Annotated in this window: 21 protein-coding genes and 1 pseudogene; 6 read left to right on the top strand and 16 right to left on the bottom strand. The window is 31.7% G+C overall.

What is annotated here, in order from left to right:
- Nucleotides 1–4: 4 nt before the first annotated feature.
- The 14 genes and pseudogenes from selD to hcp (KTC94_RS05770) form a co-directional block, all read right to left on the bottom strand.
- Nucleotides 5–1,012 carry a selenide, water dikinase SelD gene (gene selD, locus KTC94_RS05705; RefSeq protein ID WP_258876006.1) on the bottom strand — a complete coding sequence of 336 codons (1,008 nt, stop codon included), beginning with the start codon at nucleotides 1,010–1,012 and terminating at the stop codon, nucleotides 5–7.
- A 557-nt stretch (nucleotides 1,013–1,569) separates the two neighbouring features.
- A complete protein-coding gene (locus KTC94_RS05710) occupies nucleotides 1,570–2,994 on the bottom strand; it encodes a YfcC family protein (RefSeq protein ID WP_216303509.1) in 1,425 nt (474 codons plus the stop codon).
- A gap of 498 nt (nucleotides 2,995–3,492) precedes the next feature.
- Nucleotides 3,493–3,927: a hypothetical protein gene (locus KTC94_RS05715; RefSeq protein WP_216303510.1), complete on the bottom strand. Its 435-nt coding sequence runs from the start codon at nucleotides 3,925–3,927 to the stop codon at nucleotides 3,493–3,495.
- Nucleotides 3,928–4,123: 196 nt separating this feature from the next.
- Complete coding sequence (locus tag KTC94_RS05720) at nucleotides 4,124–4,960, bottom strand: YjjW family glycine radical enzyme activase (RefSeq protein WP_220320240.1); 837 nt, start codon at nucleotides 4,958–4,960, stop codon at nucleotides 4,124–4,126.
- Nucleotides 4,953–6,446, bottom strand: a complete 1,494-nt coding sequence (locus KTC94_RS05725; RefSeq protein WP_220320241.1) for a YjjI family glycine radical enzyme — start codon at nucleotides 6,444–6,446, stop codon at nucleotides 4,953–4,955. Before KTC94_RS05725 ends, KTC94_RS05720 begins: the two co-directional genes overlap by 8 nt.
- A gap of 330 nt (nucleotides 6,447–6,776) precedes the next feature.
- A complete protein-coding gene (locus KTC94_RS05730; protein ID WP_216303513.1) occupies nucleotides 6,777–6,965 on the bottom strand; it encodes a ferredoxin in 189 nt (62 codons plus the stop codon).
- 67 nt (nucleotides 6,966–7,032) lie between these two features.
- Nucleotides 7,033–7,194 carry a rubredoxin gene (gene rd / locus KTC94_RS05735; protein ID WP_165414173.1) on the bottom strand — a complete coding sequence of 54 codons (162 nt, stop codon included), beginning with the start codon at nucleotides 7,192–7,194 and terminating at the stop codon, nucleotides 7,033–7,035.
- A gap of 67 nt (nucleotides 7,195–7,261) precedes the next feature.
- Nucleotides 7,262–8,470 (bottom strand): NAD(P)/FAD-dependent oxidoreductase, encoded by a 1,209-nt coding sequence (locus tag KTC94_RS05740; protein WP_220286618.1) that lies wholly within the window; start codon nucleotides 8,468–8,470, stop codon nucleotides 7,262–7,264.
- Between the two features lie 181 nt (nucleotides 8,471–8,651).
- Nucleotides 8,652–11,213 carry a RyR domain-containing protein gene (locus KTC94_RS05745; protein WP_220320242.1) on the bottom strand — a complete coding sequence of 854 codons (2,562 nt, stop codon included), beginning with the start codon at nucleotides 11,211–11,213 and terminating at the stop codon, nucleotides 8,652–8,654.
- A 36-nt stretch (nucleotides 11,214–11,249) separates the two neighbouring features.
- Entirely contained in the window at nucleotides 11,250–11,975 is a 726-nt protein-coding gene (gene ric, locus KTC94_RS05750; protein WP_220320243.1) for an iron-sulfur cluster repair di-iron protein, read from the bottom strand.
- A gap of 20 nt (nucleotides 11,976–11,995) precedes the next feature.
- Nucleotides 11,996–13,228 (bottom strand): FprA family A-type flavoprotein, encoded by a 1,233-nt coding sequence (locus tag KTC94_RS05755; RefSeq protein WP_220320244.1) that lies wholly within the window; start codon nucleotides 13,226–13,228, stop codon nucleotides 11,996–11,998.
- Between the two features lie 265 nt (nucleotides 13,229–13,493).
- Nucleotides 13,494–13,682 (bottom strand): annotated as a pseudogene (locus tag KTC94_RS05760) (anaerobic nitric oxide reductase flavorubredoxin); the annotation flags it as partial.
- Nucleotides 13,683–13,760: 78 nt separating this feature from the next.
- Nucleotides 13,761–13,979, bottom strand: a complete 219-nt coding sequence (locus KTC94_RS05765; protein WP_220320245.1) for a DUF1450 domain-containing protein — start codon at nucleotides 13,977–13,979, stop codon at nucleotides 13,761–13,763.
- A gap of 377 nt (nucleotides 13,980–14,356) precedes the next feature.
- Entirely contained in the window at nucleotides 14,357–16,003 is a 1,647-nt protein-coding gene (gene hcp, locus KTC94_RS05770; protein ID WP_216303519.1) for a hydroxylamine reductase, read from the bottom strand.
- A gap of 344 nt (nucleotides 16,004–16,347) precedes the next feature.
- Here hcp (KTC94_RS05770) and KTC94_RS05775 point away from each other — a divergent pair, with 344 nt between their 5' ends.
- From KTC94_RS05775 to hcp (KTC94_RS05785), 3 genes are all read left to right on the top strand, one after another.
- Nucleotides 16,348–17,058, top strand: coding sequence for a Crp/Fnr family transcriptional regulator (locus KTC94_RS05775; protein ID WP_220320246.1), 711 nt, complete (start codon nucleotides 16,348–16,350; stop codon nucleotides 17,056–17,058).
- Nucleotides 17,059–17,283: 225 nt separating this feature from the next.
- Nucleotides 17,284–17,841, top strand: a complete 558-nt coding sequence (locus KTC94_RS05780; RefSeq protein WP_220286612.1) for a hemerythrin domain-containing protein — start codon at nucleotides 17,284–17,286, stop codon at nucleotides 17,839–17,841.
- Between the two features lie 193 nt (nucleotides 17,842–18,034).
- The gene (gene hcp / locus KTC94_RS05785; protein WP_220320247.1) at nucleotides 18,035–19,753 is read left to right on the top strand and encodes a hydroxylamine reductase; all 1,719 of its coding nucleotides are present in this window, start codon (nucleotides 18,035–18,037) and stop codon (nucleotides 19,751–19,753) included.
- Between the two features lie 106 nt (nucleotides 19,754–19,859).
- On the opposite strand, the gene KTC94_RS05790 is transcribed toward hcp (KTC94_RS05785), so the two are convergent.
- Complete coding sequence (locus tag KTC94_RS05790) at nucleotides 19,860–20,711, bottom strand: polysaccharide deacetylase family protein (protein ID WP_220320248.1); 852 nt, start codon at nucleotides 20,709–20,711, stop codon at nucleotides 19,860–19,862.
- 314 nt (nucleotides 20,712–21,025) lie between these two features.
- On the opposite strand from KTC94_RS05790, the gene KTC94_RS05795 reads away from it, so the two are divergent.
- The 3 genes from KTC94_RS05795 (at nucleotide 21,026) to KTC94_RS05805 (ending at nucleotide 24,299) form a co-directional block, all read left to right on the top strand.
- On the top strand, nucleotides 21,026–22,210 hold the full coding sequence (locus tag KTC94_RS05795; protein ID WP_220320249.1) for a MalY/PatB family protein: 1,185 nt from the start codon (nucleotides 21,026–21,028) through the stop codon (nucleotides 22,208–22,210).
- A 22-nt stretch (nucleotides 22,211–22,232) separates the two neighbouring features.
- Nucleotides 22,233–23,489, top strand: coding sequence for a dicarboxylate/amino acid:cation symporter (locus KTC94_RS05800; RefSeq protein ID WP_216303525.1), 1,257 nt, complete (start codon nucleotides 22,233–22,235; stop codon nucleotides 23,487–23,489).
- 135 nt (nucleotides 23,490–23,624) lie between these two features.
- Nucleotides 23,625–24,299 (top strand): transcriptional regulator, encoded by a 675-nt coding sequence (locus tag KTC94_RS05805; RefSeq protein ID WP_216303526.1) that lies wholly within the window; start codon nucleotides 23,625–23,627, stop codon nucleotides 24,297–24,299.
- Nucleotides 24,300–24,610: 311 nt separating this feature from the next.
- Here KTC94_RS05805 and KTC94_RS05815 read toward each other — a convergent pair whose 3' ends face one another.
- Nucleotides 24,611–25,519, bottom strand: a complete 909-nt coding sequence (locus tag KTC94_RS05815) for a polysaccharide deacetylase family protein (protein ID WP_304518701.1) — start codon at nucleotides 25,517–25,519, stop codon at nucleotides 24,611–24,613.
- Nucleotides 25,520–25,555 lie beyond the last annotated feature (36 nt).

Genomic DNA, 25,555 nt, shown 5'->3' on the forward strand with positions numbered 1-25,555 from the left:
GTTTTTACTCTACAATAATATATTTATCTCCATATTCAAGAACTTCACCAATAATTTCAGATTTCAATTCAAGTTCTGAAAGTTCTTCAATTAGTTTTTCAGCTTCTCTTTTAGTACATGAAACCAGTAGTCCTCCAGATGTCTGAGGATCAAATATAATATCCTCCAGCCAAGGTTCAATATTTCTAAGCTCGTATTCCTCTTTTATATAATCCCTATTTTTATAAGAACCTGCCGGTACTAAACCCATTTCAGCGTACTCTTTTGCCTCTTTGATATATGGTATTTTATTCTTCCAAAGCTTTAGTGTAACTTTTGAAGCCTTAGCCATTTCAAAGCAGTGCCCCATAATTCCAAATCCAGTTATATCAGTACAGGCGTTTATTTCATGTGATGCTATTATTTCTCCAGCATATTTATTCAAAGTAGTCATAACCTTTACTGCTTGATTATATGCATTAACAGACGCGACGCCTCCTTTTATTGCAGTGTTCACTATACCCGTACCTAAAGGTTTTGTAAGTATCAGTACATCGCAAACCTCACATCCATAATTTTTCAGAATTTTATCCGGATGCACAAAACCAGTGACTGATAAGCCATATTTGGGCTCATTATCATCAACTGAATGTCCTCCTATGACAATTGCTCCTGCTTCAATTACTTTATCTGCTCCACCTCTAAGTATTTCTCCAAGTATATCCATAGAAATGCAGGTCGGAAAACAAACTATATTAAGTGCAAGCGTTGGTTTCCCTCCCATTGCATATATGTCGCTTAAAGAATTCGCCGCTGCAATTTGTCCAAAAGTATATGGATCATCCACTACAGGAGTGAAAAAATCCAAAGTTTGTATCATTGCCATTTCATCATTTATCTTATAAACAGCTGCATCATCGGAAGTTTCAATTCCGACAATCAAATTTTCATCCACCATTTTAGGTAATTGGCTTAATATTTTAGAGAGAGCCTCCGGCCCTATTTTAGCTGCTCAACCAGAGGATCTTGTCATTTCTGTAAGTTTTTTTGTCAAAATGATCCCTCCTTTTTTACTCTATATTTAAAATCTTTATTATGTAAAGTATTATATAGTACTTTACATTATAAAATAATTTGATTCAGTTACTAAATAATCTTTATCCATATAATCGCCTAATAAGAATATATTACCATGCTACTATGCCTAGGTCAATGTTGAATGCTGGTCGTAGTCCACTATGAAAATGAGCTTTTAGACGAATTATAAATAGATACTACTTTTATATTTGTAACTTAACTCTATAAACTAAAAACCTCACATTTTGTGAGGTGGTCCTAGTACATCTTATATTCGAAATCACAAGTCATGAGAGTCAACCACAAACCTTACATCCATAATTTTTTAGAAGGTGAATAGTTTTTAAAATTTCCATATCCTAAGAAAATTCATGACAATAATGTTTAATTATATATAAAAGTACCCTATAGGGTAGGCTTTTCTAGCTGTCTACTCTATAAGGTACATTATACTGTTGCCTAGTGGTCTTCATCATTTTCATATAAATACATCATACTATTAAAATATATTATTTATCTATATACAAACATAGATAATACTAAAAGTACAAGTGTAACAACAAATGTTATTACTATCAACTTCCATATGAATTTAAACCATCTCTCATATGGTACTTTACCCATAACTAATCCAGCCATAATAACCGGACATGTTGGTGAAAATAAGCTTAACAATCCATTTGCAGCTTGATAAGCAGTTATTACTATATGTCTTGGCACAGCAGAAAAGTCGGCTAAAGGTGCCAGAATTGGCATCGTAACAGTTGCAAGCCCTGATGTTGAAGGTATTAAGAATGACATAGGTAAATAGAATAAATAAGTAAATACAGTGAACCCTATTGATCCTTTTCCTTTAAGACAAATTTCGCCCAAATGTAAAACTGTGTCAGAAATATGTCCTGCATCCATTACAACAGTAATACCCCTTGCCAAACCTATTATTATCGCAACTCCTAACAAATCACGTGCACCGTCTATAAAAATAGGAAGGAATTTTTCCTCTTTATACCCTGCTATTATAGCTATAATTATACTAGATACAAGGAATACTCCTGCGAGTTCACCAAACCACCAGCCTAGTGTTGGAATGAATTTAATACCTAAATCACTAAACGGAATAATTCCCATTACCATTACTACGAAAGTTAACCCAAAAACAGTAAGTATAAGTTTTCTTCTACCTGTTAATTCAGGGATATCGTTTTCATTTCTATTTCCAAGAAAATGCTTCTTGTGTCCATGGTGCAAATCATAAATCAATGATTTAGTAGGATCTGCCTTAACCATTTCACCATATTTCATAGTCCAGAATATACCTAAAGCTACAAAAGTAACAAGAAGTACCATTCTTATTCCAATTCCTTCACCAATGGAAATGCCGGCAAATTTACATGCTATACTAATAGCAAATGGGCTAGTTAAAGATGCCATAGCTGCCATTCCTGACCCTAGCTTTATAACGGCAACTGCTGTAAGCGTGTCATACCCAGCTGCAAGAAACACTGGTATTAATATTGGGAAGAATGCTAGTGTTTCTTCATCCATACCGAAAGTTGTTCCCCCTATTGTGAAGAATAGCATTATCAATGGTATAAGCCATCGTTCTTTTCCAGCTAGCTTTTTAACAAGTCTACCTATACCTGCATCTATTGCCCCAGTCTTCATAACTGTTCCTAAGAATCCACCTATTACAATAACGAATAATATAACATCTACTGCGTCATAGAATCCAATTATAGGAGCTAAAACAATATCTTTAAAACCCTGTGGGTTTGAAGGAACTGCGTGATATGTTCCTGGGATAAGCTGTAGTTTATCAGCGTTTGGATCTAGAAAGTTATATTGTCCTGCTGGCACTATCCATGTAAGAATCGCTACCATTACAATTATAATAGCTAAAATAGTATAAGCCGTTGGCATCTTGAATTTCTTTTTCATATGTTAGTCCTCCTATCAATTACTTGCTTTTATTACCTTCTTTCTTTGCTGCTTTCTCTAAACATATTAAAATGTAGAGTTTCTTTAAATTTATTAGTATCAACTGAATAATCTCTTACTTCTGAGTTATTTACCTATGTATTATTTACAGTTATCGTAAGTCTTCCAAGAATATCATCCCTTGTATGAAATACTGGAAGCTCTCTGTCAATTATTGACACAATTATACAATAAATTTAGACCACTAGTACTTATATTATATCGTAAATTAAATAAATTACCACCATTTTTAACCAATTAATTAATTAAAATACTTTTAACTAATTAAATTAGCACCAGATGATGTAATTAATATGATTATTTTACAATAAACCAGAATAGAAATGTTATTATCAGTGCTATAATTAAGAGAAAAAATGAAAATGGATAGAGGCCTAGCACGTGGGAAATAAGATGTTTTGAATAATAAAGAGCATCCAAGCGGATGCTCTTTATTATTTAATTGATTGTTTCTTCATTCATAGTTATTATTTCTTCATTCAATTCAAATAAATCTTCAAAAATTCCATCAATAGTATTTTCATCAATAAATGCTCTCAATTTTGGGTTACGCTCTTCCGTATTAATATACTGAATAAAATAACCTCCTACTTTTTCAGCAATACTTAATTTAATAGATATGTTTTGCTGAATCCTATCTTTGTTAAATAAAATAAAAGTAACATTTTTATCAGAACATTCTATTTTGATTTTTTTATAATACTTTATATCTATATATTCATTTGAATCTGTTGTTGCTCGAATATTCTTTATATTGTATTTGTCTAGATTACTATTAAATACCTCAACAAAGTTTTGCATTGCTCTGCCAATAATGCTTTTATCAATAGTCAAATTTCTTAATTGTAAAACTAATTCTTCTTTCCAATTCATCTTATTCACCGCCCCTATAAGATATTACCTTCTATTAAAGAAGGTAATATCTTATATCGTTAGAAATATAAAGGTACCTACATTATATCTCCTACTATTAAGCTATTCCAGAATCTAAAAAAGATACCAATTTCTCAGTATCCAACAACGGTAGGTAAACTAAAAACCTCACATTTTGTGAGGTTTCTAATAATTACTATACTATAACTACACTTCTGCAACCATTATACGTCGCTATCTCTCCTAATTCCTCCATGAATTCCTCCTTAGGAGTGTAACTGTTTATGATTTCAGATTGTACGCCTATTTGCCTATATTTTATAAGTTTATATCTTATATCTGGATTTAATAGCGCAATAAACTTGCTGATTTTATCTACATTATTGTGATTCTCTAAAACTTCTGGTACAACAACCGTTCTAATCTCATAAATTTTATTTAACTTAGCTAAATATTTTACATTTTCTATAACAATAGTATTTTCCATACCCGTAAGTCTCTTATGTTCCTCGTTATTATAGGATTTTATATCTACCATTGCCATATCCATTACATCCACTAGCTCTTCATGTTCCCATAAAGGTACCGAACCATTGGTATCCACAAAACATGTTAAATTCATTTTTTTAACTTCTCTAAATAAATGTATTAAAAACTCACTTTGAAGGGTGCACTCACCACCTGAGACTGTAATCCCAGAGATAAAAACTTTATTCTTCTCTATCTCGCGTACGACTTCTTCTACAGTCATGCTTTGTGCTCTAGGGGAGCTATTCCTTTTGCAAAATCTTATACATTCATCACATTTACTACAGGCTCTTTTATCCCATACTACATTAGAGGACTTAAATTGTAATGCATTATAATGGCAAGCATCTATGCATTCCCCACAACTATTACAAATATTTATAGTCTCCGGGTTGTGACAATAAGAACAGTTAAAATTACACCCTTGCAAGAATATGGCAGTCCTATTTCCCGGTCCATCCACCGAGCTAAAGGGAATAATTCGGTTAACTAATCCCTTAATCATTTTTTCTTTCCTTTCTTTCCAGTACCTTTTGATTCAGAACTGCCCCAAGTCCTAATGCTACTGTATCCTGTAACACCTGATGCCCCTCTTGCAATTTTTTCATTTCTGATCTTTTAACAAGATATCCAGTAATTCTTATTACATCACAATCAGTAGAATATGCTGAAAAATATCTCATTTGTTTTTTAAAAGCACCCTTGATAATATCAAGCACATACTCCGGATTACTTTTAACCGTGCTATCAAAATTAAATATATCGCCTATTCCTGAGGGAAAGAACTTATGAAATTTAGCAGACTCCACTATATGCTGTGGAAGTTCAGGTTCATCTCCAATTGGAATCCTGCATCCTGGACTTATTCCCATATCAGAATCAATACCCACTTGAGCATGTAACAGATATCTACCTTTCGATATATTGCAATTAGGATCATTATATTTATTAACCTCAGATTCTAACTTTTCAATAATTCTATATCCTAAAGTATTAGCTATTTCACTATGGCCAAACCTATTTTCTAATTTAGAAGAATCAATAAAACAATTTACACATTCAGCAAGTTCAAACATCCCAAACATGCCTGTGAAGTTATCTTTACTTATTAATCCTTCCCTTACTAAGAAATTGGTCTCAAAGAAACCACTTTCCTCCACCAAAAATCTAATTCTTTCACGCATATACCCAGCCATTTTCTCTACTGCATCCGGCAATATAACATTTATAAATTCATCTTGGTTTTTTGCTTTTTTAGCAAGCCTCGCTAAATTTAATCTAGATAAAGTGTAACTTCCCCCACCTATAGTTAATCCATTATAGCAACTAACTATACCGTAATTCCCAGCAAACTCATTTGAGAACATTTCATGATTAGCAAAACTTGGTTTTGCAGTTATTAAGGCAGTGTTAATTGCATCAATAGCAAAATCATCTGGAGTACTTGTACTATATTTTAAAGTTAAGTTAGGAATTGCATTTTGCAGTTCTCTTTCCGCTCTTAATATTAATCTTCCTGCCTTAGTATCTTCTGGCCCTATATTTGCATGACAAAAAGAATCTGTTATGGTTCTGTCTATATGTGTTAAAAATAATTTTATAGCATGAAAAGCTTCTTCTTCATCTAAGACAAACGGTTCCAAGAGATAATCAATATTCCCTATATATACTGGGAATGAAGAAATTGATGGCACATGTTTGTATAATATTAATAAACTATTTGTAGCCTCCCAAATTTCCTTTGGTGGCGTGAGTCCTAAAAATTCACTTCCATTTTTCATGAATTTCTGATAGTTAGGTACTATATACCTAGGTCTATACGGTGCATGGCCTTCAAAAAGATCACATATTATTCCCTCATCGCGAAGCATCTGAGTATCCCTTCTAATATTTAGAACGTCTATACTGTCTTCCGCTGCTCTAGCGAGGGTTAATACCTTTTGCTCGTAGGTTAAGGTTCCGTTTTTAATAATTTCTAAAATGTTGTTCATTATAACACCACTCCATTTAAATTATTTTAACCACATTTTCAAATTGGTTGTTTAACATATAAGTATGTTAATTTGTTATATGCTGTTATTAATATTCTATATTGAATGTCTTTCTTTTGCAAAGGTTTTCTACTCCCTAACCCTTCCATAAATCTTTTGGATATGCATATAACTAGAGCCTTAGGGCTCTTCTTCAGTTTTATTATATTTTAAATGCACTAAAGTCAAGGAGATTTAATCACTTTGTGATTAAATCTCCTTGGCTTTCAATATGATTTTCTTGTTGACAACACAAGTTTTCAGTTTATTATATTTTTTATTATGATATTACTATTCTACAGAAATTGCATCAACAGGGCATTGTTCTTCTGCTTTTTTTGCACTACTTACGAGATTTTCTGCCACTTCATCTGGCGATGCCACAGCTTTTCCGTCATCTTCCATTTGAAAGATTTCTGGACATACCCCTGGGCATAATCCACATCCAATGCATATATCTTTATCAACGTGAGCCTTCATTAATATCACCCCTTCAATATAGTTATTAGAAAAGATTTAATCCGTAACTTTAAAAGTAGACGAAACTTTATTCAACTTTTTCAAAGTCTGATTTTGGAACTCCACATAATGGACAAACCCAATCTTCTGGTATATCCTCAAATTTAGTACCTTGTTTTATTCCACCATCTGAATCTCCTTCTTCTGGATCATAAATGTATCCACACACCAAACAAACGTATTTATCCATAAAAACATCCCCTTTAAATTTACTTAATATTATAGTCTCCCCTATAATTTTCACTATACTCTTACCATTATTTATTGTTCTTCAACTTATCCAACAACTCATCAACAGATAGATCAACATCACCTACCGTTATTCCCTTTTCTATAGCTGATTTAAGAAGTGGCGATCTTTTCATATCACCTATAACAATCGCACCGATTACCTTATTATTTTTTATAAATATTTTTTTATAAATTTTAAGATTAGTATCTTCATCTATTAGTACCTTTGTAGACTCTAATTCATCAATGCACCCCATAGAAAATAACGAAATGCCAAAAGCATTTAATGTTGTAACTGGGATTATTTTTTCATAAACAGTTTCCTTCCCAGCAATGTTGTAACCTGCAACTTTTCCTTGTGCTATAGCAATATTCCATAGTCCATTAACTTCATTATCATATTCAGCAATATCTCCTGCTGCATAAATATTTTCTATGTTGGTTTCCATTTTATTGTTTACTAATATTCCTCTTACTGCTTTAACTTTAGTATACGCGATTAGTTCTTTATTAGGTTTAATTCCTGTGGAATACACAATCATATTACATTTTAATTCCACTTCTTTGTCTATAAGAATGCCTGCTACTTTAGCATCTCCTGTTATTTTAACTACACCAGTATTTGTTAGTATTTCTATCCCATAACCATGCATTATATCCTTTAATATTTCTGATGCTTTATTGTCTAATTGGAGAGGCATAAGCCTTGATTGCAATTCAACAATCGTAACCTTTTTGCCATGCTGATGTAATATCCAAGCCATTTCAATTCCTTGTATTCCACCTCCAATAACTATCACTTGTGCACTTGCATTGAGGCTATCTTTAATATTTAAAGCATCATTAAGGCCTCTTAATGTGTAGACACCTTCTTTACCTATACCATCAATTGGTGGTATATTATTGCTGGATCCAGTTGCTATTAGCAATTTATCATACTTTATTTTACGTCCATCGCATAATATTAATTCAAGGCTATCTGTATTTATATTCAATACCTTTGTATTAATAATTATTTTTACTTTATTTTGCTCATACCACTCTTTTTTTTGAAGAAGTATGTTATTTTCCTCCAGGTCATCAAATATACCCTTCGACAGCCTTATTCGGTTATATGGATAAAATTTTTCTTGTCCGATCAAACATATCTCTGAACCTAAATCTATTTCTCTAATTGCCTTGATTGCTGTTACTGATGCAATACCAGTCCCTACGATTACGATTCTTTTAGCCATTTATATCACCCATCTTATTCTAATATTTATTTTTTATTATTCCCTTTTTCATTTAAAGTTATTTTCTAGTTAAATCATCTCCTGCGGAGCTGCAACATCTTCGCAGAAGATGCATTGACGACTTCAGAAGGAGATTTATACTCCACTTATAGAAGTGGGAGACTTTCCTTCTGAAATGTCGTTAAAGTATAGTCTCACAATGACATAGACTCTTTAGTGGTTCTATCTTAAAATTTGATTTGGCCAATATTTCTGGCCAAATCTTAATCATTTGGCATACCTTATTTTTCTTCTCTTCTGTCAGCTTGCCCCAAGGTACAAGTGCAGGATTAGTTTTTTTCTTATTATCTTCAACTTCACCATATTTAAAGCCAACCTTTTTTCTATGATAATACCAACGCATATGCTCCTTCTTAGCTAAGGCATTTAATTCTTTAATTGTAAATTCTATAAATGCTGGTTTTTCTTTAACAGAAACAACATCATAATTAATTTTAAGTAAGGCATTAGGAATATTTTTTGCTTGATCACGGTTGAAATTTTTAAGCTCTTCACGAAGATCCTGCCATGGCATTATAAAATCCCCATTCATATTTCTGTTATTTTCATAAATAGCAGTTGCAAGACTTTCAATTTTTTCACTATAGAATGCATCATGCATTAAATGGCGTAAAAATTGTTCTTCATCTACATGTAGTTGTAGCTGTTCTTTAGAAGGTAGATGAGATTGTTCCCATTTTTTCGCATTAGTTAGCATGCTCATCTCCAGTATTGCTTCCATAGACCTTGATTCATGCTTATACCTTGGAATTTTAAGAAGCGCCCGTAATACCCCATTATCAATTTGAGCCTCTTTTTTGTTATTTATAAGATGAGGTACCTTACGCTCCAAAAGTGAACGTAATAACATTGCCCTTCGAATTATAAATAAAGAATCCAACTTATTATCGGTTTGATTTGGCCCAAGGATATTTACGTAACCCCTCAAACGACTTAAAAAGTCAGGACCCTTCGCATTTTTAAATTCAAGTAAAAACTGTTTTTGTTCTTTTTCATTTTCAAGGTCTTCTCCACAAAATCCTTTGAGAGTACTGCTTGTTCCCCCAGCAAATACAAAAATAGCTTTTCCAATAGGATGAATAGAATCTCCTTCTCTAAATACACCATCCTGCATAGGTGCTAAGAAATATTTTAACCATCCAAGTTTTCCTTCGATAACAGAATCAAATTCATCAAAAAAAACTAATGGAATTTTTCCTTCCAATGCAATATCACTTACTTTACGAAAAGCAATTGCTAAATCTAATGGTGTACGGAATTGAGATAAATTAAAATCTAATTTTTTAATTAAATTTGACGCAATGCTATTAGCTACTTCCAGTATACCAAAAGATTTTCCAGACCCAGGCGTTCCAAATACTGCAATTGAAAGAGGCCGAACTGTGTTTTTAGTTGAGATATACTCAAGCATAAGATTTTTAATGCTCCTATAGCTTTCTATTTCTGCCTTATCAACTGTTGTTAGCTTTCCAAATCGGGCTATTGGTATAAATTCAAGTGCACTTTTCACTCCATTTTTAACAATGTCATAAGCTATCTCTGCTAAGTTAGTAGCGCTTTTGTCTTTTAAAATATACCAACAAGCACGACAATTAGGATTAGTTGAAGTAGGTACTAATACATCCTGTACATGCTCCGTATGTACAAAATCATTTTCTTTTTCAACAAATATATCTGAACTTAAAAATTGAGATTTTTCAACATTTTCACCAAATCCCTCAATAAAATATTTTTGAGCAGAAACAGTCCCTTTGCGTATTCCTATGCTTATCAATTCAGATAATTCTTCATTATCTTGATTTCCTGAAACAATAGTGCTTGCAAGTCCTGCAACAAAACTGGAGGTAAGTCCGTACATTTTACCTTGGGAGTCTTTAATAAAGCCTCCTTCAAATTCATATGGTAGGAAATACAATTTAATTTCAGGCACACCTTCATTTTTATAATAGATGGCACCTTCAAGACCAAAAGGTACTATAAGATGGCGGCAACTTGCGAGAAAAGCAAGATTTGGATTATTATTAATTTGCCAAACAAAATCTTGCGCTGTCCTTTCCCAAGAAAGACTTTTACTTATATTAACTCCCTTCGAACGCAAATCATCACCATTTATAATTACTATTGTCTTTTCTTTATGAAATTTTTGTAGGCATTTCCAAAGTGCACTAGAATCAATAGGGTTAACCATTTTATATAAGATTATTGGTGATGTTTCGGATGACTTTAAAGCTAAAGGCCAAAATTCTTTATTAGAGTTAAATCCATTATTTTCGTCATCTAATATAATTATATCTGCATTAGCGTCGTCGTTAATAATTGGAAGTAACCTCGGCACACCAGAAACCGGCCCTGTAAAACCCATAAAACGCCTTATTCTATAAACTTTTTCATTATTGTTTTTATCATCAAATTTCGGAAAAAGCTCTAGCTCTGCACTAGCGCTAAGAACCTCTCCTGGTAGAATCAATTCTATATCATGCATCTGTGGTGAAAGTACAGATGCTCCTGTTGCCAAAGATACAAGTTTTGATAGAAGCAAAGCTTGCCCCGGTTTTAAATTACTATGCATATTTAAATTAGTTTGCCAATTCAAACCAGTATTATTCTGAGGGTATGTTATCCTTTGCAACAAATTTACACATATGTCTCCTGATACAACAACTTTTATATTTTTATTTTCCATATTTGAACTCCTATTATAATAATTTTACTCTAAAAATTAATTTATAGAGCAACTCTTTTTCTGCCAAAGCATATTAAACAAAACACTGTTTTCCAGATAAATATGAATAAATAAATCTTTTTCTAAGTCATGAAGTTTTGTATATACAAGTTTGAAAGAAGTGCAAGCCCCTTCTGGAGCATTGAAATCTCTGGTTATCTTCTCTAATTCTTTAATTATATTTCCGGCAGCATCATGCTCATCCTCCGTATCCTTTATTACCTGATATATTTTTGATAAGACACTATCATCCTTTGTTATTTCAAAATTTTCAATAAGGGGAAATAGATTCTCCTCTTCTTTGATAAGGTGCTCTTCTAGCTCTGTTTTCAAGGTTCCAAAATATTTGTGTACCTTTAATAGTTCTTCACTATGAAGCTTAAAATGTACCTTGAGTACTTTTAATAATAAAGTATCTATTTCTTTAAGCTGTTTTTTGGTAAATTCATGATGTGTTTCTACTATGTGTCTTATTAAGGTGGAAGGTTTTTCTTTTCTCCAGTCTTTATACTCTGAATTAGTTTTTATAAACTTCTCGTACTCGTTATTAAGTTCTTCAATAATTTCATCAGCGTCTAAATCTATGACCTCCAAGGCTTCTGCTAACGTGTCGTGTCCACCACAGCAATAATCTATTTTATACCGGTTAAAGGTCTCTGTAGAACCTGGAAAAGTTGAAACTATTTCTCCAAGGCTTTGATTTTTATTTATAATTTTTCCCATAATAAATACCTCCTCATATTTTAAATTGTACTAAGTAATAAATCAGCAGTATAGACAACTGCCCTTTCAATGCTCTTTATGTTATCTTCGCTTGGTGAAAACCTAATCCTTAGTGGGAATTCTATATCGACCATACCAGTCGACTTAATTACATCAGAAGTATTCAAAACTTTAATATCGGTTTCCTTCAAGTAATCCTGAACTACTTCCACAGCTTCTCCACTCCAACCATAAGAACCAAATGCCGCCCCTATCTTATCTTCTAGATTTATTTCATGAAGATTCTTCAATATATCTTCCATATTTCCAATCATATCTGCATATTTGGTAGAGCTGCCAAAGAAAATTGCATCGGCTTCATTGATAGCCTTCATTACTTCTTCTTTTGGTATTTTATTTACATCAATGATTTGGGAAGCTATATTTTGCTCCTCAAATTTTTTCTTAAAAATATCAGCAATTTTTTTTGTCCTACCTGTCATAGTAGAGTATAAAATAAGTGTTTTTTTACCTACCTCTGTATTCTTACTCATATTATCATAAATATCTATAAAACTTTGAACGTTATTTCTAATAATAAATCCATGGGATGGTGCTATTATCTTTATGTCTAAATCTCTAATTTTTTCGATCATATTCTGAACATATCTTCTATGTGGGTGCATTATTAATTTGTAGTAGCCAATATAGTCATCATTGATATCGTCTTTTGCCATATCATTAAAATACTCATAGTTAGCTACGTGGGTACTAAAGATATCGCAAGGGAATAAAATTTTATCATCGATGCAATAAGTTATCATAGTCTCCTGCGTATGAAGATAAGGCGTCTCTATGAATTTTAGGGTCTTGCCGCCTATATCAAGAGTATCCCCATCCCCCACAACTAAAAATTCTCTATTATGAAGATTATACATTTCCTTAAGTTCAGCTACAGCCAGCTTTGTGCACACAATTACTGCATTTTTAGCTCTAGCCGCCAAACTCCCAATGGCACCAGAATGATCAGGTTCAGTGTGATTAATTACAATAAATTTAATTTTATCAAGTTCAATTATATTCTTTAAATTTTCTACAAATTCTCTACCAAAGCTTATATCAACAGTATCAATCACTGTAGGTTTTTCAGTCATTAATAAATAACTATTATAAGTGGTTCCTTTAGTTAAAGTTAGTCTATGGAAAGGTACCTCTCTATCATCAACCTTACCAACCCAAAATATTTTTTCACTTAGCATAATGTTTTTCTTCATAATGTGTCCCTCCAATATTAATTTATTTTCATATGTTCTTGCTTTCCTATGGCTCTATTCTATATTTATTCTAATTATAAAAATATGATTTAAATCAAAAATTAAAAATAATGAAGTTATTTAATAAGTATCATTATGATTGAATGCAATAAAGTCAAGAAGCTCTAATCACTTTGTGATTAGAACTCCTTGACTTTCAATATGATTTTCCTATACTCTTACCAAAATCTTTACACCTGTCTAGCCCTACTTCATCAGGGTTCCACAGTTTTTTTATTCCGACAGCTATTGCCTCTGCCATTATTCTAGTAGAATTCCACATAGTATCATAAATTATTGTAACTTGATTTTCTTTATAATCTTTTGCCCATTCCATATATTTATTTGCAATTTGAAGGGGATTTTCTTTCCAAATAATTCCATGACTTGGGCAAATCATATCTAATGGTAGATTTAAAATCCCTTCTCATATATTTTTTAATAAGGTATTGTTCTTAAAATGAATATCCTAAAATATAGTTTTATCTGTTTCTTACATCATGCTTTTTATTTTCTTATATAATTCATCTGCAGTACCAGCCTGTATCAGTTCGTCATCTACTAAAGCATAAGGTCCCACTGCGCAATCTCCACAATATCCCAGGCATTCCTCAGCTGTTATATCTACACCTGGATAGTTCTCTTTTAATTTTTTCATAGTTTCATCTGTTCCAAAAGTAAAGTTATTCTCACAAAATTTAATATCTGTCATATTTATACCTCCATCATTATTTATTGTTCTTTAATTTATCCAACAACTCATCAACTATCTATATTTTACCTTTGTATTAATAAATATTTTTACTTTATCACCCATTTCATTTTAATATTTACTTTTAATATTCCCTTTTTTAATTAAAGTTATTTACTAATAACTTACATCTTCGACTTCGATTATAAATCACTTGTTTTTATAATGAATTTTTAATTATTGACACTATATTATTTTGATTATACATATTTGTTTTTCATTAGAATATGATTGAAGTCACAAAAAATCTAAAAACGTAAAATAAGCGGCTGCTAAATGTATTCAAATTACATTTAGCAGCCGTTTATTTTAAATTATAATTATAAAATTAATGTTTTTTATCCGAGTATTTGTTTTAAATCATCTTCTGGATTGCTTATAGGTTTAATATCAAAAGTATCAACTAAAAATTGTAATACGTTAGGGCTTAAGAAAGCTGGAAGCGTTGGTCCAAGGTAAATCCCTTTTACACCAAGTGAAAGTAATGCCAATAGGTCAGCAACAGCTTTTTGCTCATACCAACTTAAAACAATTGCCAGTGGTAGATCATTAATGCTGCATTTAAATGCATCAGCTAGTGCTGAGGCAATTTTAACAGCAGAATATGCATCGTTACATTGACCTACATCTAGTAATCTTGGAAGTCCTGCTACCTCACCAAACTCTAACTTATTAAAACGATATTTTCCACAAGCTAAAGTAAGAATAATACAATCTTTAGGCACCTGCTGAGCAAATTCGGTGTAATAGTTTCTTCCTGGTCTTGCACCATCACATCCTCCAATTAAGAAGAAGTGTCTAATTTTTCCTTCTTTAACTGCATTTACGATTGTTTCAGCATGACTTAAAGTTGCTTTATGACCAAATCCTACTAGAATTTCTTTAACTTCTTCATCTTTTTCAAATCCACCGAGTTCTAGTGCTTTATTTATCATTTCAGAGAAGTCTTTATATCCATTCTCATCATTAGATATATGTTTTAGACCATCCCAACCAACAACACTTGTTGAGTATATTCTATCTTTATAAGAATCTCTTGGTTTCATTAAGCAATTTGTTGTCATTAAAATACAACCAGGTATACCATCAAATTCTTTTTGTTGATCTTGCCATGCTCCTCCAAAATTACCTACTAAATGTTTGTATTTATTGAGCTTTGGGTATCCATGCGATGGTAACATTTCACCATGTGTATAAATATTTATTCCCTTGCCTTCTGTTTGCTCAAGTAACATTTCAAGATCCCTTAAATCATGACCAGAAACCACAATGAATGGACCCTTTTTAATGTTTACATTAACCTTTGTAGGTGTTGGAGAATTGTATTTCTCATTATTGGCTTTATCTAATACCTCCATAACCTTAACACACATATCTCCAGTTTTAACTAAATACTTGATAAGATCTTGTAGATTTAAACTATCATCAGTCATTACTGCTAAACCTATAAAATAAAAATCATCTACTTCATCGCTATTATATTTAATACATCTAGCTTGGTGTGCATAAGCTGCAATTCCTTTTAATCCATATTTTATAGTTTCGCGAACTGAACGGATATCAGCATCTAAGTCTTCATTATACATAACGCCAGCTTTTTTAGCATCTTCAAGTATCTGCTGCTTAGTATCACTTAAATTATATAAAGCTTCCTCAGAATTTACTTCTTCCCCTGCTGCTTTTTTCCTGGCATCCTCTTTTATTACTTGAGATCTTTTAAGCATATCCATATGAGATTCAGGATCAAAATTTACATTAGTTAATGTCATAAACAATGAATTTTCAATAAATGAAACCCATGACTTATCAATTTTTTCGCCTTTGGCTAAAAGTTTAGTAGCATAACAGCTTATTCCTTTTAACTGATAAATGAGCAAATCCTGCATTGCTGCAATTTCAGGCGTTTTTCCACAGACTCCTACTTTGGTACAACCTTTTCCGCCGAAAGTTTGTTCACATTGAAAACAAAACATTTTTCCTTGCATATGTAACCCTCCTAATTTTTAAAACTTCTATATAATATTTTGCACATTACTGGCATGATTATACACGATATTAATGAGAATATTCATATACCTCTTCCGAAGCATTGAAATCTCTGGTTATCTTCTCTAATTCTTTAATTATATTTCCAGCAGCATCATGCTCATCCTCTGTATCCTTTATAACCTGATGTATTTTTGATAAGACACTATCATCCTTTGTTATTTCAAAGTTTCAATAAGGGGAAACAGAAAATCAAAATCTTTAAGTACTAAAAAAGTATATTGATTATTATTTGACTGGGCTAAATTAAAGATGTTATTATACTAAATGGTAGGTGATATATATGAAAGAGTGTAGTTGTGGAAATTGTAATCATAGCCTATGTGCTAAGAAGGTACCTATATTTTCATTCCTCTCTGACGATGAACTTATAAAAATTGTTGATATGACAGGGCATAAATTCTATAAAAAAGGAGATATGCTGTGTAGCCAAGGACAAAAATCAGATACATTATTTATTATTAATGAAGGTCAAGTAAAAATATCTAAGTTAACAAAAGAGGGTAAAGAGCAAATAGTTCATATCTTCACTAGTGGAGATTTCTTTGGAGAACTAAGCCTGTTCAGTAGTGATGAAATATATAATTTTAATGTTTACGCCATATCAGATGTTAAAATATGTACATTAACCAAACAAGATATGGATAAAATTATCATGAGCAACCCAGGAATATCAATAAAGCTATTACAAGTTATTTCAAAGCGTCTAACTCAGACTGAAAATCTTGCCCAAAATCTGGCTACTAATGATGCAGAAATAAGAGTTGCGTTTATGCTTTTAGAGTTTGGTGAAAAGTATGGAGTTGCTACAAATCAGGGTTTGCAAATCAACTTACCTATAAATAGGGAAGAGATGGCAAATTATGTTGGGGTAACGAGAGAAACCATAAGCAGGAAGCTCAGTATATTTGAAGAGTCGGGTATTATCATCCTTAAGGGTAATAAAGTGCTAATTATAAAACAATTAGATATATTAAAATCATATGTAGAATAGTAATTTTCAAGCAACCTAAGGCCTATTACATAAGCCTTAGGTTGTTTTTTTATAATTTTGATTTAAATCATATTTTTTCAAATTAAAGTTAAGTAGAATTATAACATAGGAGTATGAAATCTACTGTTCTACACTATAAGAACTAGTATTATATTATTAAACAAGTTAATAATATAATTATAACTTGAAATAAGTATTGAATTGAAAAAATTAGGAGGATTAATTATGGATGCAATAGATTTAATGATGGACGAACATAAATATATTTTACGTGGATTAAAATTATTTAAGATATTAAGCGTAGAAATATTAAATAGTAATACTGTTGATTTTGTATCTTTTGAAAAGATGATTCTATTTGTTAGAAACTATGGTGATAAGCATCATCACAATAAGGAAGAGGTTGTCCTTTTTAAGAAGATGGAAACTCAACTAGGTCAAAATATGGTAAAAGGACCCTTATCTGGAATGTATATAGAACACGATTTAGGAAGGCAACATATAACGCTTTTAGAAGAAGCTCTTTTAAGAGTTAAAAATGGTGACTTAGATTCACGAGTGGATATAATCGCAAATTCTGTATGCTATGCTGATCTGTTAACAAGACATATTGATAAAGAAGATAAATTGATATATACCTTTGCTAGAAGAGCATTAAGCCAAGTGGACATGGAGGGCGTAAATGTAAGTTGTGAAAATATTGAATTAGAGGCAACTAAAAATCAATTACAAAAAGAATATATAAGTGTTTTAGAAGAATTAGAGAAGAAGTATTTAGATTGATTTTAAACATACATAAAAGAGGCAAGTGTTGTACACAGAAAATTAGAAGAAACAAAAATACACTAGACATCGTATAGTAATAAAATAAGTTAGTAACATATGTTACCGACAACATGATTATATATCAGTATAATAATCACATAGAACAGGCACAACCAGTGCTTACAAAAGAGAAAAATGGAGGTTTATTAATATGGCTATGTTTTGTTATCAATGTCAAGAAGCAGCTAATTGCAAAGGTTGTACGGTAAAGGGAGTTTGTGGTAAGACTGAAAGTCTCGCAAAAGCTCAGGACCTGCTAATTTATATAACTAAAGGAATATCTATATACAGTGTACGTGCTAGAGAGAATGGTATCGTTAATAAAGAAGTAGATGATTTTATAATGGAAAGTTTATTTGCAACTATAACTAATGCAAATTTTGATAGAAATGTATTTATTAAAAGAATAAGAGAAGGTTTAAGATTAAGGGAAGAAGTAAAAGGTCAGATTCTTAAAGCTGGAATTAAGTTAAGTGATAAAGGCGAAAATGCTAGTTGGCTTACAAGGATATTTAATACGTTTGGATTTGGCAAAGAGGAGGAATTAAACTTACCCGATGCAGCAGTTTGGTTTTCTAATGACTTAAAAGCATTTGATGAAAAAGCAGGAAAAGTTGGAGTACTCTCAACAGAGAATGAGGATGTAAGATCTTTAAGAGAATTGCTTATTTACGGACTGAAGGGAATGGCTGCGTATGCTAAGCATGCGAGTAGTCTTGGATACAACGATGATGGGCTTCATGCATTCACTCAAAAGGGGTTAGCATCAACGCTTAACGATAATTTAAGCGTTGATGAACTTGTGGCCTTAGTACTTGAATGTGGTAAGTATGGTGTTGATGCAATGGCTTTACTTGATAAGGCGAACACTACGAGTTACGGGAATCCTGAAATAACAAAAGTTAATATAGGAGTTAAAAATAATCCCGCTATATTAATTAGTGGACATGACTTAAAAGATATGGAAGAGTTATTAAAACAAACGGAGGGCACGGGAGTAGATATATATACTCACAGTGAAATGCTTCCAGCTAACTATTATCCTTCATTTAAAAAGTACAAGCACTTAGTTGGAAATTATGGCAATGCATGGTGGAAACAGAACCAGGAATTTGAAAGCTTCAATGGACCAATACTTATGACTACAAACTGTATTGTAACTCCAAAAGCATCTTATAAAGATAGAATATACACTACAGGATTAACAGGTTTTGAAGGCGTTAAGCATATAGCAGATGGAATAAATGGAAATTCAAAAGATTTTTCTAAAATAATTAAACAGGCTAAAAAATGTGCGGCACCTAAAGAAATTGAAAAAGGTGAAATAGTAGGAGGATTTGCTCATAATCAAGTGATAGCTCTTGCGGACAAAATTGTGGACGCTGTTAAATCTGGAGCAATAAAGAGATTCTTTGTAATGGCAGGCTGCGATGGACGAATGAAAAGCCGTGATTACTACACAGAATTTGCTGAAAAGCTACCAAAGGATGCAGTTATACTTACAGCCGGTTGCGCAAAATATAAATATAACAAGTTAAATTTAGGTGATATTGGTGGAATTCCAAGAGTATTGGATGCAGGACAATGTAATGATTCATACTCATTAGTAGTAATTGCACTTAAACTAAAAGAAGTATTTGAATTAGATGATATAAATGAACTTCCGATTTCTTATAATATTGCATGGTACGAGCAAAAGGCAGTTATAGTATTACTTGCATTACTGCATTTAGGAGTTAAAAATATTCATTTAGGACCAACACTACCAGCATTCCTATCACCAAACGTAGTAAAGGTATTGGTTGACAGCTTTGGTATTGGTGGAATAAGTAATGTAGATGATGATATAAAAATGTTTATGGGAGCATAATTTTAGAATTACCTTTGTTCTTAATATCAGTAATAAAAAGCACTCATTTATGGGTGCTTTTTTTATTAAATTTATAATTTTCGTATTTTCCTACAATTAGGCAACACTATTTTATAATTTTAAATTCATATCCATTTATTTTTAGATAGTCTATAATTTCAGGTAATGCTTTTGCAGTTTCTTCCTTACCATAGGTATCGTGCATTAATACTACTACTTTTTCTTGTGTACTTACAGATTTTTTAAATGCCTCTACTAATTCGGGTGCAGTTTTCTTTTTACCCTCAGCATCGAAAATGTATGCATTCCAATCTATACTATACAGATCTTTTTCTTTTAACTTAGCGTTCAATTCAATCAACTTAGGATCTTTATAGTACACTCTAGACATATAACCACCTGGCATCCTTATTGCTCGCTCATTAAAATCCTGTCCTAAAATATCTTTTAAGATATTGTTAGTTTTCTCAATTTCAGCCATATAAGTACTTACATCAAGTCTGTTATGGGGATATAAGGTTTTCAATGAGTGACTATAACTATGATTTCCTATAGCATGTCCCTCTTTGAAAATTCTTTTTATAATCTCTTTACTCGAATTATTAGATTCTATAAATTTTCCAACTGTAAAGAAGGTCGCTTTTATGTTATTATTTTTTAATACATCTAGTACTTGAGGTGTTACCGTAGTAGACGGCCCATCATCAAAAGTAAGAAATGCCATTTTTTTGCCATCCTTCTCCCCTTTGCAGCTAGCTATGGCCGATATTTTTTGTATATCATAATCAGCTGCAACATTTGCAGCATTAGTGGCATTAGTGGCATTAGCGGCATTAGCGGCTTTCGCCCCTTTAGAAAACCATGTATAGCTTGTATAAAATAAACTGCATAATACAATAAAAAACACTATATTTACAGTGCTACTTGTTGTATTAAAATCATTACTTTTTCTTCTCATAATTCTTTTCTCCCCCTGTTATATCTAACCATTAATTCTAGTACAAAAACTAAATAATCTTCAGCCAATATTTCATCTTTCACATAACCATATGCTTCGAATCCATAAATTATTCTAAAATAAATTATCTTAATTTTAATAAAAATTTATCAAGATTAAGATAATTTATTATGTTGACGTTTTTTTACAGCTATGATAATATATTGTTATAATAAATTAATGGCTATTTAGTTTATATAATATTGTAAACGTATAAAAAGTATTAGTCGAAGTTTACGCAATAGCTAATTTATAAAAAAAAAGGAGCTTTCATAATGAATATCAAAGAATTTTGTGAAAAGTATTCAATAGATAGGTTAGGGACAAACTCCTTAAAATGGGATGCACTAGATAAGCGTTATGGTGATAAAGATTTAATTGCTATGTGGGTTGCAGACATGGAATTTAAAACTCCTGAAGTTGTAGTTGATGCACTGAAGAAAAGAATTGAACACGGAATATTTGGATATTCTTATGTACCTGAATCCTATTATGATGCCTTCATTAAGTGGGAAAAGAATGAACATAATTATGAGATAAATAAAGAATGGATGCGTTTTTCAACTGGTGTTGTTCTTGCCTTATACTGGTTTGTTAATGCTTTTACAAAACCCAATGACTCAGTAATGATTATTACTCCAGTTTATTATCCCTTCCACAATGCGGTAAACGATAATGGAAGAAAATTGATTACATCGGAATTAATTAATACTAACGGAGTATATACTATTGATTTCGAGAATTTTGAAAAGAATATTGTTGAAAACGACGTCAAATTATTTATCCAATGCTCTCCTCATAATCCAGTTGGTAGAGTTTGGACAGAAGAAGAATTGGATAAAGTTTTGTCTATATGTAAAAAACACAATGTACTTGTTGTTTCAGATGAGATTCATCAGGATATTATAGTTGGAAAAAATGTTCAAATTCCAGCAGCGATTGTAAGTTGCGGAAAGTATGCAGATAATCTAATAACAGTTACAGCACCGTCAAAAACTTTCAATCTAGCTGGGTTATTAAATTCCCATATAATCATATCCAATGAAGAAATAAGAGCTAAATATGACGCTTATGCAAAAACTGTTAATCAAACAGAAGTAAATATCATGGGACTCACTGCAGCAGAAGCTGCTTATAGTCATGGAAAAGAGTGGTTAGATTCTTTGCTAGATGTAATACGATATAATTATAACTATGTTAAAACCAGACTAAATGAAAAAGCACCAAAAATAATTATTACGCCATTAGAAGGAACCTATCTTGCTTGGTTAGATTTACGAGAATATATAGATCCTAAGGACACAAAAACCTTTATACAGGACAAATGTAGACTTGCTGTTGATTTAGGTGAATTGTTTAGTAAAGATTGCAAAGGTTTTGTTAGACTCAATATGGCTACTGATCCCAAATATGTTGAAATGGCTGTAGACAACATCATAAAGAATATCAATTCTTTGTAAAAATAGAAGGCGAGGAACACTAATGAAGTTTTTAAAGAATTATAAATTTTCTTTTATCCTCCTTGGGGGAATGTTAGTAGGGTCCATTGTAGGATGGATACTTGGACCAAAAGCTGTACTTCTTACTCCTATAGCAGATGTTTTTCTAAATTTATTATATTGTTGTGTAGTCCCTATGATTTTCGTATCTTTAGTATCTTCCATTGCTAATATGGAGAATTTGCACAAACTTGGTAAAGTGTTATCTATCATGATGGTATTGTTTATTGTAACAGAAATCATAGCCAGCGTTTATATGGCTGTCATCTGTGGAGTGTTTGATCCAGCTCATGGAGCAAATATCGTTATGAATGAAACAGTAAAGGATATGACGAGCAGTAGTAATTTTTTATCGATGTTTACAGTAAATGACTTTTCACTGTTATGGTCAAGAAAAAATTTGATGGCTTTAATTGTTTTTTCTATGTTTTTTGGAGTATCTACTGTTGCTATAGGAGAAAAAGGAAAACCTGTAATGCAATTATTTGACTCACTATCTAGTGTTATTATGAAAATGGTTGGATATGTCATGCTTTTAGCCCCAATAGGACTAGGTGCATTCTTCGCTACTTTGATTGGGCAGTATGGTGATGAAATTGCAGGACCACTATCAAGAGCATTAATAATATATTTTATAGCGGCTCTAATATATTTCTTTTTAGCAAATACTATTTTCGCTTTCATTGGTGATGGGAATAGAGGAATTAGAAATTTTTGGAAACACATTGTTCCGCCAGCTTTAACATCTTTAGGTACGTGCTCTAGTGCTGCAAGTATTCCGAGTAATCTTATTGCCTCAAAAAACATTGGCATTCCAGAAGATATTAAGAATATTACTATTCCTATGGGTTGTAATCTTCATAAAGATGGAGCGTGTTTAATTTCAATTTTAAAAATTGCATTTATGTGTTCTATTTTTAACATTAACTTTCTGGATCCTAAAAACTTATTGACTGCTATTGTAGTATCTGTAGTAGCCTCATCAGTAATGGGTGCAATACCGGCAGGTGGCTATGTTGGAGAAATATTTATTGTAGCTGCTTTTGGATTTCCGGCTGTTTCAATTCCAATTATGGTTTTAATTGGAACAATAACAGACGCACCAGCAACAGCAATTAACGCTACTGGTGATACTGGGGTTGCAATGATTATTTCTCGCATTATTGAAGGTAAAAACTGGGCTGATAAAAAAATTGCCACTAATAAAATATCTCATATAGAAACAGAATCATTTATGTAAGTTAGGAGATAGTACTATAATTCCAGTGAAAATATAACACTTACTGGAATTATATCTCTTCAGTTAAAATTCTATAAAGACAACACTTTGCAATATGCACAAGGCTAAATATAAAGATATTTATGAGGTGAAAAAATGTCATCTAAACTTATACAGAATAAATTAAATAAATATATTCCGTTGGTAGATTTTATTGCTGCGATTTTGGGTAAAAATAGTGAAGTGGCTTTACACGACTTAACAGATTTAGACCATTCTATTATTAGTATAAAAAATAACTATATTTCCAAAAGAGAAGTTGGTGCTCCTGCAACAGATTTAATTTTAAAAATACTAAAAGAAAATTCAAATGAAAAAAATGATTTTATTACTAATTATAACGGAGATAATAAAATAAATAACTCCCTACGTTCATCAACTTTTTTTATAAGAGATGATGATATGAATTTAATTGGTCTTATATCTGTGAACACTGATGAAACAGCACTTAATACTTTGATGGAAACTGTTTCAAAGGTATATTCTCTTTATAAAAAAGAACCTGAATTAGAACGTAAAGATGATAGTGAATCAGAAAATCTCTCTTCAATCATTGAAGAATTAGCTCAATGTTCAATTAATAAAATAACCTCTTCTAAAGGTATTACTATTGAATATTTAAAACAAGAAGATAAGATTCATATAGTCGAGGAACTTCATCAAAAAGGAATCTTTCTATTAAAAGGTGCCGTTAAACAACTTGCTAAAACATTAGGCTCATCAGAAGCCACCATTTATAGATATGTTCAGAAAATAAAAAACCAAGAATAAGATTAAGACTTATAGCTTTTGTAATTATTTTAATTGTAACCTTTAGATATGGACAAGTATATTTTATTTAACTAAAAATAAATGCAACCGTACTCGTGATGTTTAAAAAGACTCTATTATTACCTCCATGATTCCTCCACATACCATCCCTTCATCTTCAGCGATGGCGCCTGTCATATCTACGCTTTGAATTTAATACCCACCATTTCCGAGTAAGTTACGGGCATCATTAATTATCGCGCCTTCGCTACACTAATTAGGCAACACTTATAAGTTGTTTTATACCATTATATTACAAATACTGCCTTAAGTTATTTTATAATCTTAAATTCATATCCATTTATTTTTAGATAGTCTATAATTTCAGGTAATGCCTTTGCAGTTTCTTCCTTACCATAGGTATCATGCATTAATACTACTATTTTTTCTTGTGTACCTACATCCTTTTTAAAGGCCTCTACTAATTCGGGTGCAGTTTTGTTTTTACCCTCAGCATCGAAAATATATGCATTCCAATCTATACTATACATATCTTTTTCCTTTAACTTGGCATTCAATTCAGTCAAATTAGGATCATCGTAGTACACTCTAGACATATATCCACCTGGCATTCTCATTGCTCGTGCATTAAAATCTTGTCCTAAAATATCTTTTAAGATATTGTTAGTTTTCTCAAGTTCAGCCATATAAATACTTACATCAAGTCTGTTATGAGGATATAATGTTTTCATTGAATGACTATAGCTATGATTTCCTATAGAATGTCCTTCTTTGGAAATTCTTTTTATAAGCTCTTTACTTGAATTATTAGATTCTATAAGGTTTCCAACAGTAAAGAAGGTTGCTTTTATTTTATTATCTTTTAATACATCTAGTACTTGTGGTGTTACAGTAGTAGATGGGCCATCATCAAAAGTAAGAAATGCCATTTTTTTGCCATCTTTCACGCCTCTACCGCTAGATATATCTGATACTTTTTGTATATCATAATCAGCTGCAGCATTGGCGGCTTTAGTATTTAAATCTTTAGCTTTCTTATCCGCTTCGTCTTTTTCCTTTATTTCCTGTGCCTTAGCCTGTAATACCTGATTTCCCTTGGCTTGAACATTCACTTCTGAAACCCATGTATACCCTGTATAAAATAAAGCACATAATATAATAGAAAATACTATAATTACAGTGTTTCTTATTGTCTTAAATTTATTGCTTTTTATTCTCATAATTTTTTTCTCCTTTGTTATATCTAAACATTAATT

It is taken from the genome of Clostridium sp. CM028, from assembly GCF_030585565.1.
GTDB classification, from domain to species: domain Bacteria; phylum Bacillota; class Clostridia; order Clostridiales; family Clostridiaceae; genus Clostridium_AD; species Clostridium_AD estertheticum_B.

What these genes read in the sequence shown, in the direction of transcription:
- KTC94_RS05715 (WP_216303510.1), bottom strand. Translation starts at nt 3,927, where the DNA reads ATGAATTGGAAAGAAGAATTAGTTTTACAATTAAGAAATTTGACTATT.
- hcp (WP_216303519.1), bottom strand. Translation starts at nt 16,003, where the DNA reads ATGCAAGGAAAAATGTTTTGTTTTCAATGTGAACAAACTTTCGGCGGA.
- KTC94_RS05740 (WP_220286618.1), bottom strand. Translation starts at nt 8,470, where the DNA reads ATGGCTAAAAGAATCGTAATCGTAGGGACTGGTATTGCATCAGTAACA.
- KTC94_RS05790 (WP_220320248.1), bottom strand. Translation starts at nt 20,711, where the DNA reads ATGAGAAGAAAAAGTAATGATTTTAATACAACAAGTAGCACTGTAAAT.
- KTC94_RS05710 (WP_216303509.1), bottom strand. Translation starts at nt 2,994, where the DNA reads ATGAAAAAGAAATTCAAGATGCCAACGGCTTATACTATTTTAGCTATT.
- KTC94_RS05720 (WP_220320240.1), bottom strand. Translation starts at nt 4,960, where the DNA reads ATGATTAAGGGATTAGTTAACCGAATTATTCCCTTTAGCTCGGTGGAT.
- KTC94_RS05775 (WP_220320246.1), top strand. Translation starts at nt 16,348, where the DNA reads ATGAAAGAGTGTAGTTGTGGAAATTGTAATCATAGCCTATGTGCTAAG.
- KTC94_RS05755 (WP_220320244.1), bottom strand. Translation starts at nt 13,228, where the DNA reads ATGAAGAAAAACATTATGCTAAGTGAAAAAATATTTTGGGTTGGTAAG.
- KTC94_RS05730 (WP_216303513.1), bottom strand. Translation starts at nt 6,965, where the DNA reads ATGAAGGCTCACGTTGATAAAGATATATGCATTGGATGTGGATTATGC.
- KTC94_RS05725 (WP_220320241.1), bottom strand. Translation starts at nt 6,446, where the DNA reads ATGAACAACATTTTAGAAATTATTAAAAACGGAACCTTAACCTACGAG.
- KTC94_RS05800 (WP_216303525.1), top strand. Translation starts at nt 22,233, where the DNA reads ATGAAGTTTTTAAAGAATTATAAATTTTCTTTTATCCTCCTTGGGGGA.
- KTC94_RS05815 (WP_304518701.1), bottom strand. Translation starts at nt 25,519, where the DNA reads ATGAGAATAAAAAGCAATAAATTTAAGACAATAAGAAACACTGTAATT.
- KTC94_RS05765 (WP_220320245.1), bottom strand. Translation starts at nt 13,979, where the DNA reads ATGACAGATATTAAATTTTGTGAGAATAACTTTACTTTTGGAACAGAT.
- KTC94_RS05745 (WP_220320242.1), bottom strand. Translation starts at nt 11,213, where the DNA reads ATGGAAAATAAAAATATAAAAGTTGTTGTATCAGGAGACATATGTGTA.
- hcp (WP_220320247.1), top strand. Translation starts at nt 18,035, where the DNA reads ATGGCTATGTTTTGTTATCAATGTCAAGAAGCAGCTAATTGCAAAGGT.
- rd (WP_165414173.1), bottom strand. Translation starts at nt 7,194, where the DNA reads ATGGATAAATACGTTTGTTTGGTGTGTGGATACATTTATGATCCAGAA.
- ric (WP_220320243.1), bottom strand. Translation starts at nt 11,975, where the DNA reads ATGGGAAAAATTATAAATAAAAATCAAAGCCTTGGAGAAATAGTTTCA.
- KTC94_RS05780 (WP_220286612.1), top strand. Translation starts at nt 17,284, where the DNA reads ATGGATGCAATAGATTTAATGATGGACGAACATAAATATATTTTACGT.
- KTC94_RS05795 (WP_220320249.1), top strand. Translation starts at nt 21,026, where the DNA reads ATGAATATCAAAGAATTTTGTGAAAAGTATTCAATAGATAGGTTAGGG.
- KTC94_RS05805 (WP_216303526.1), top strand. Translation starts at nt 23,625, where the DNA reads ATGTCATCTAAACTTATACAGAATAAATTAAATAAATATATTCCGTTG.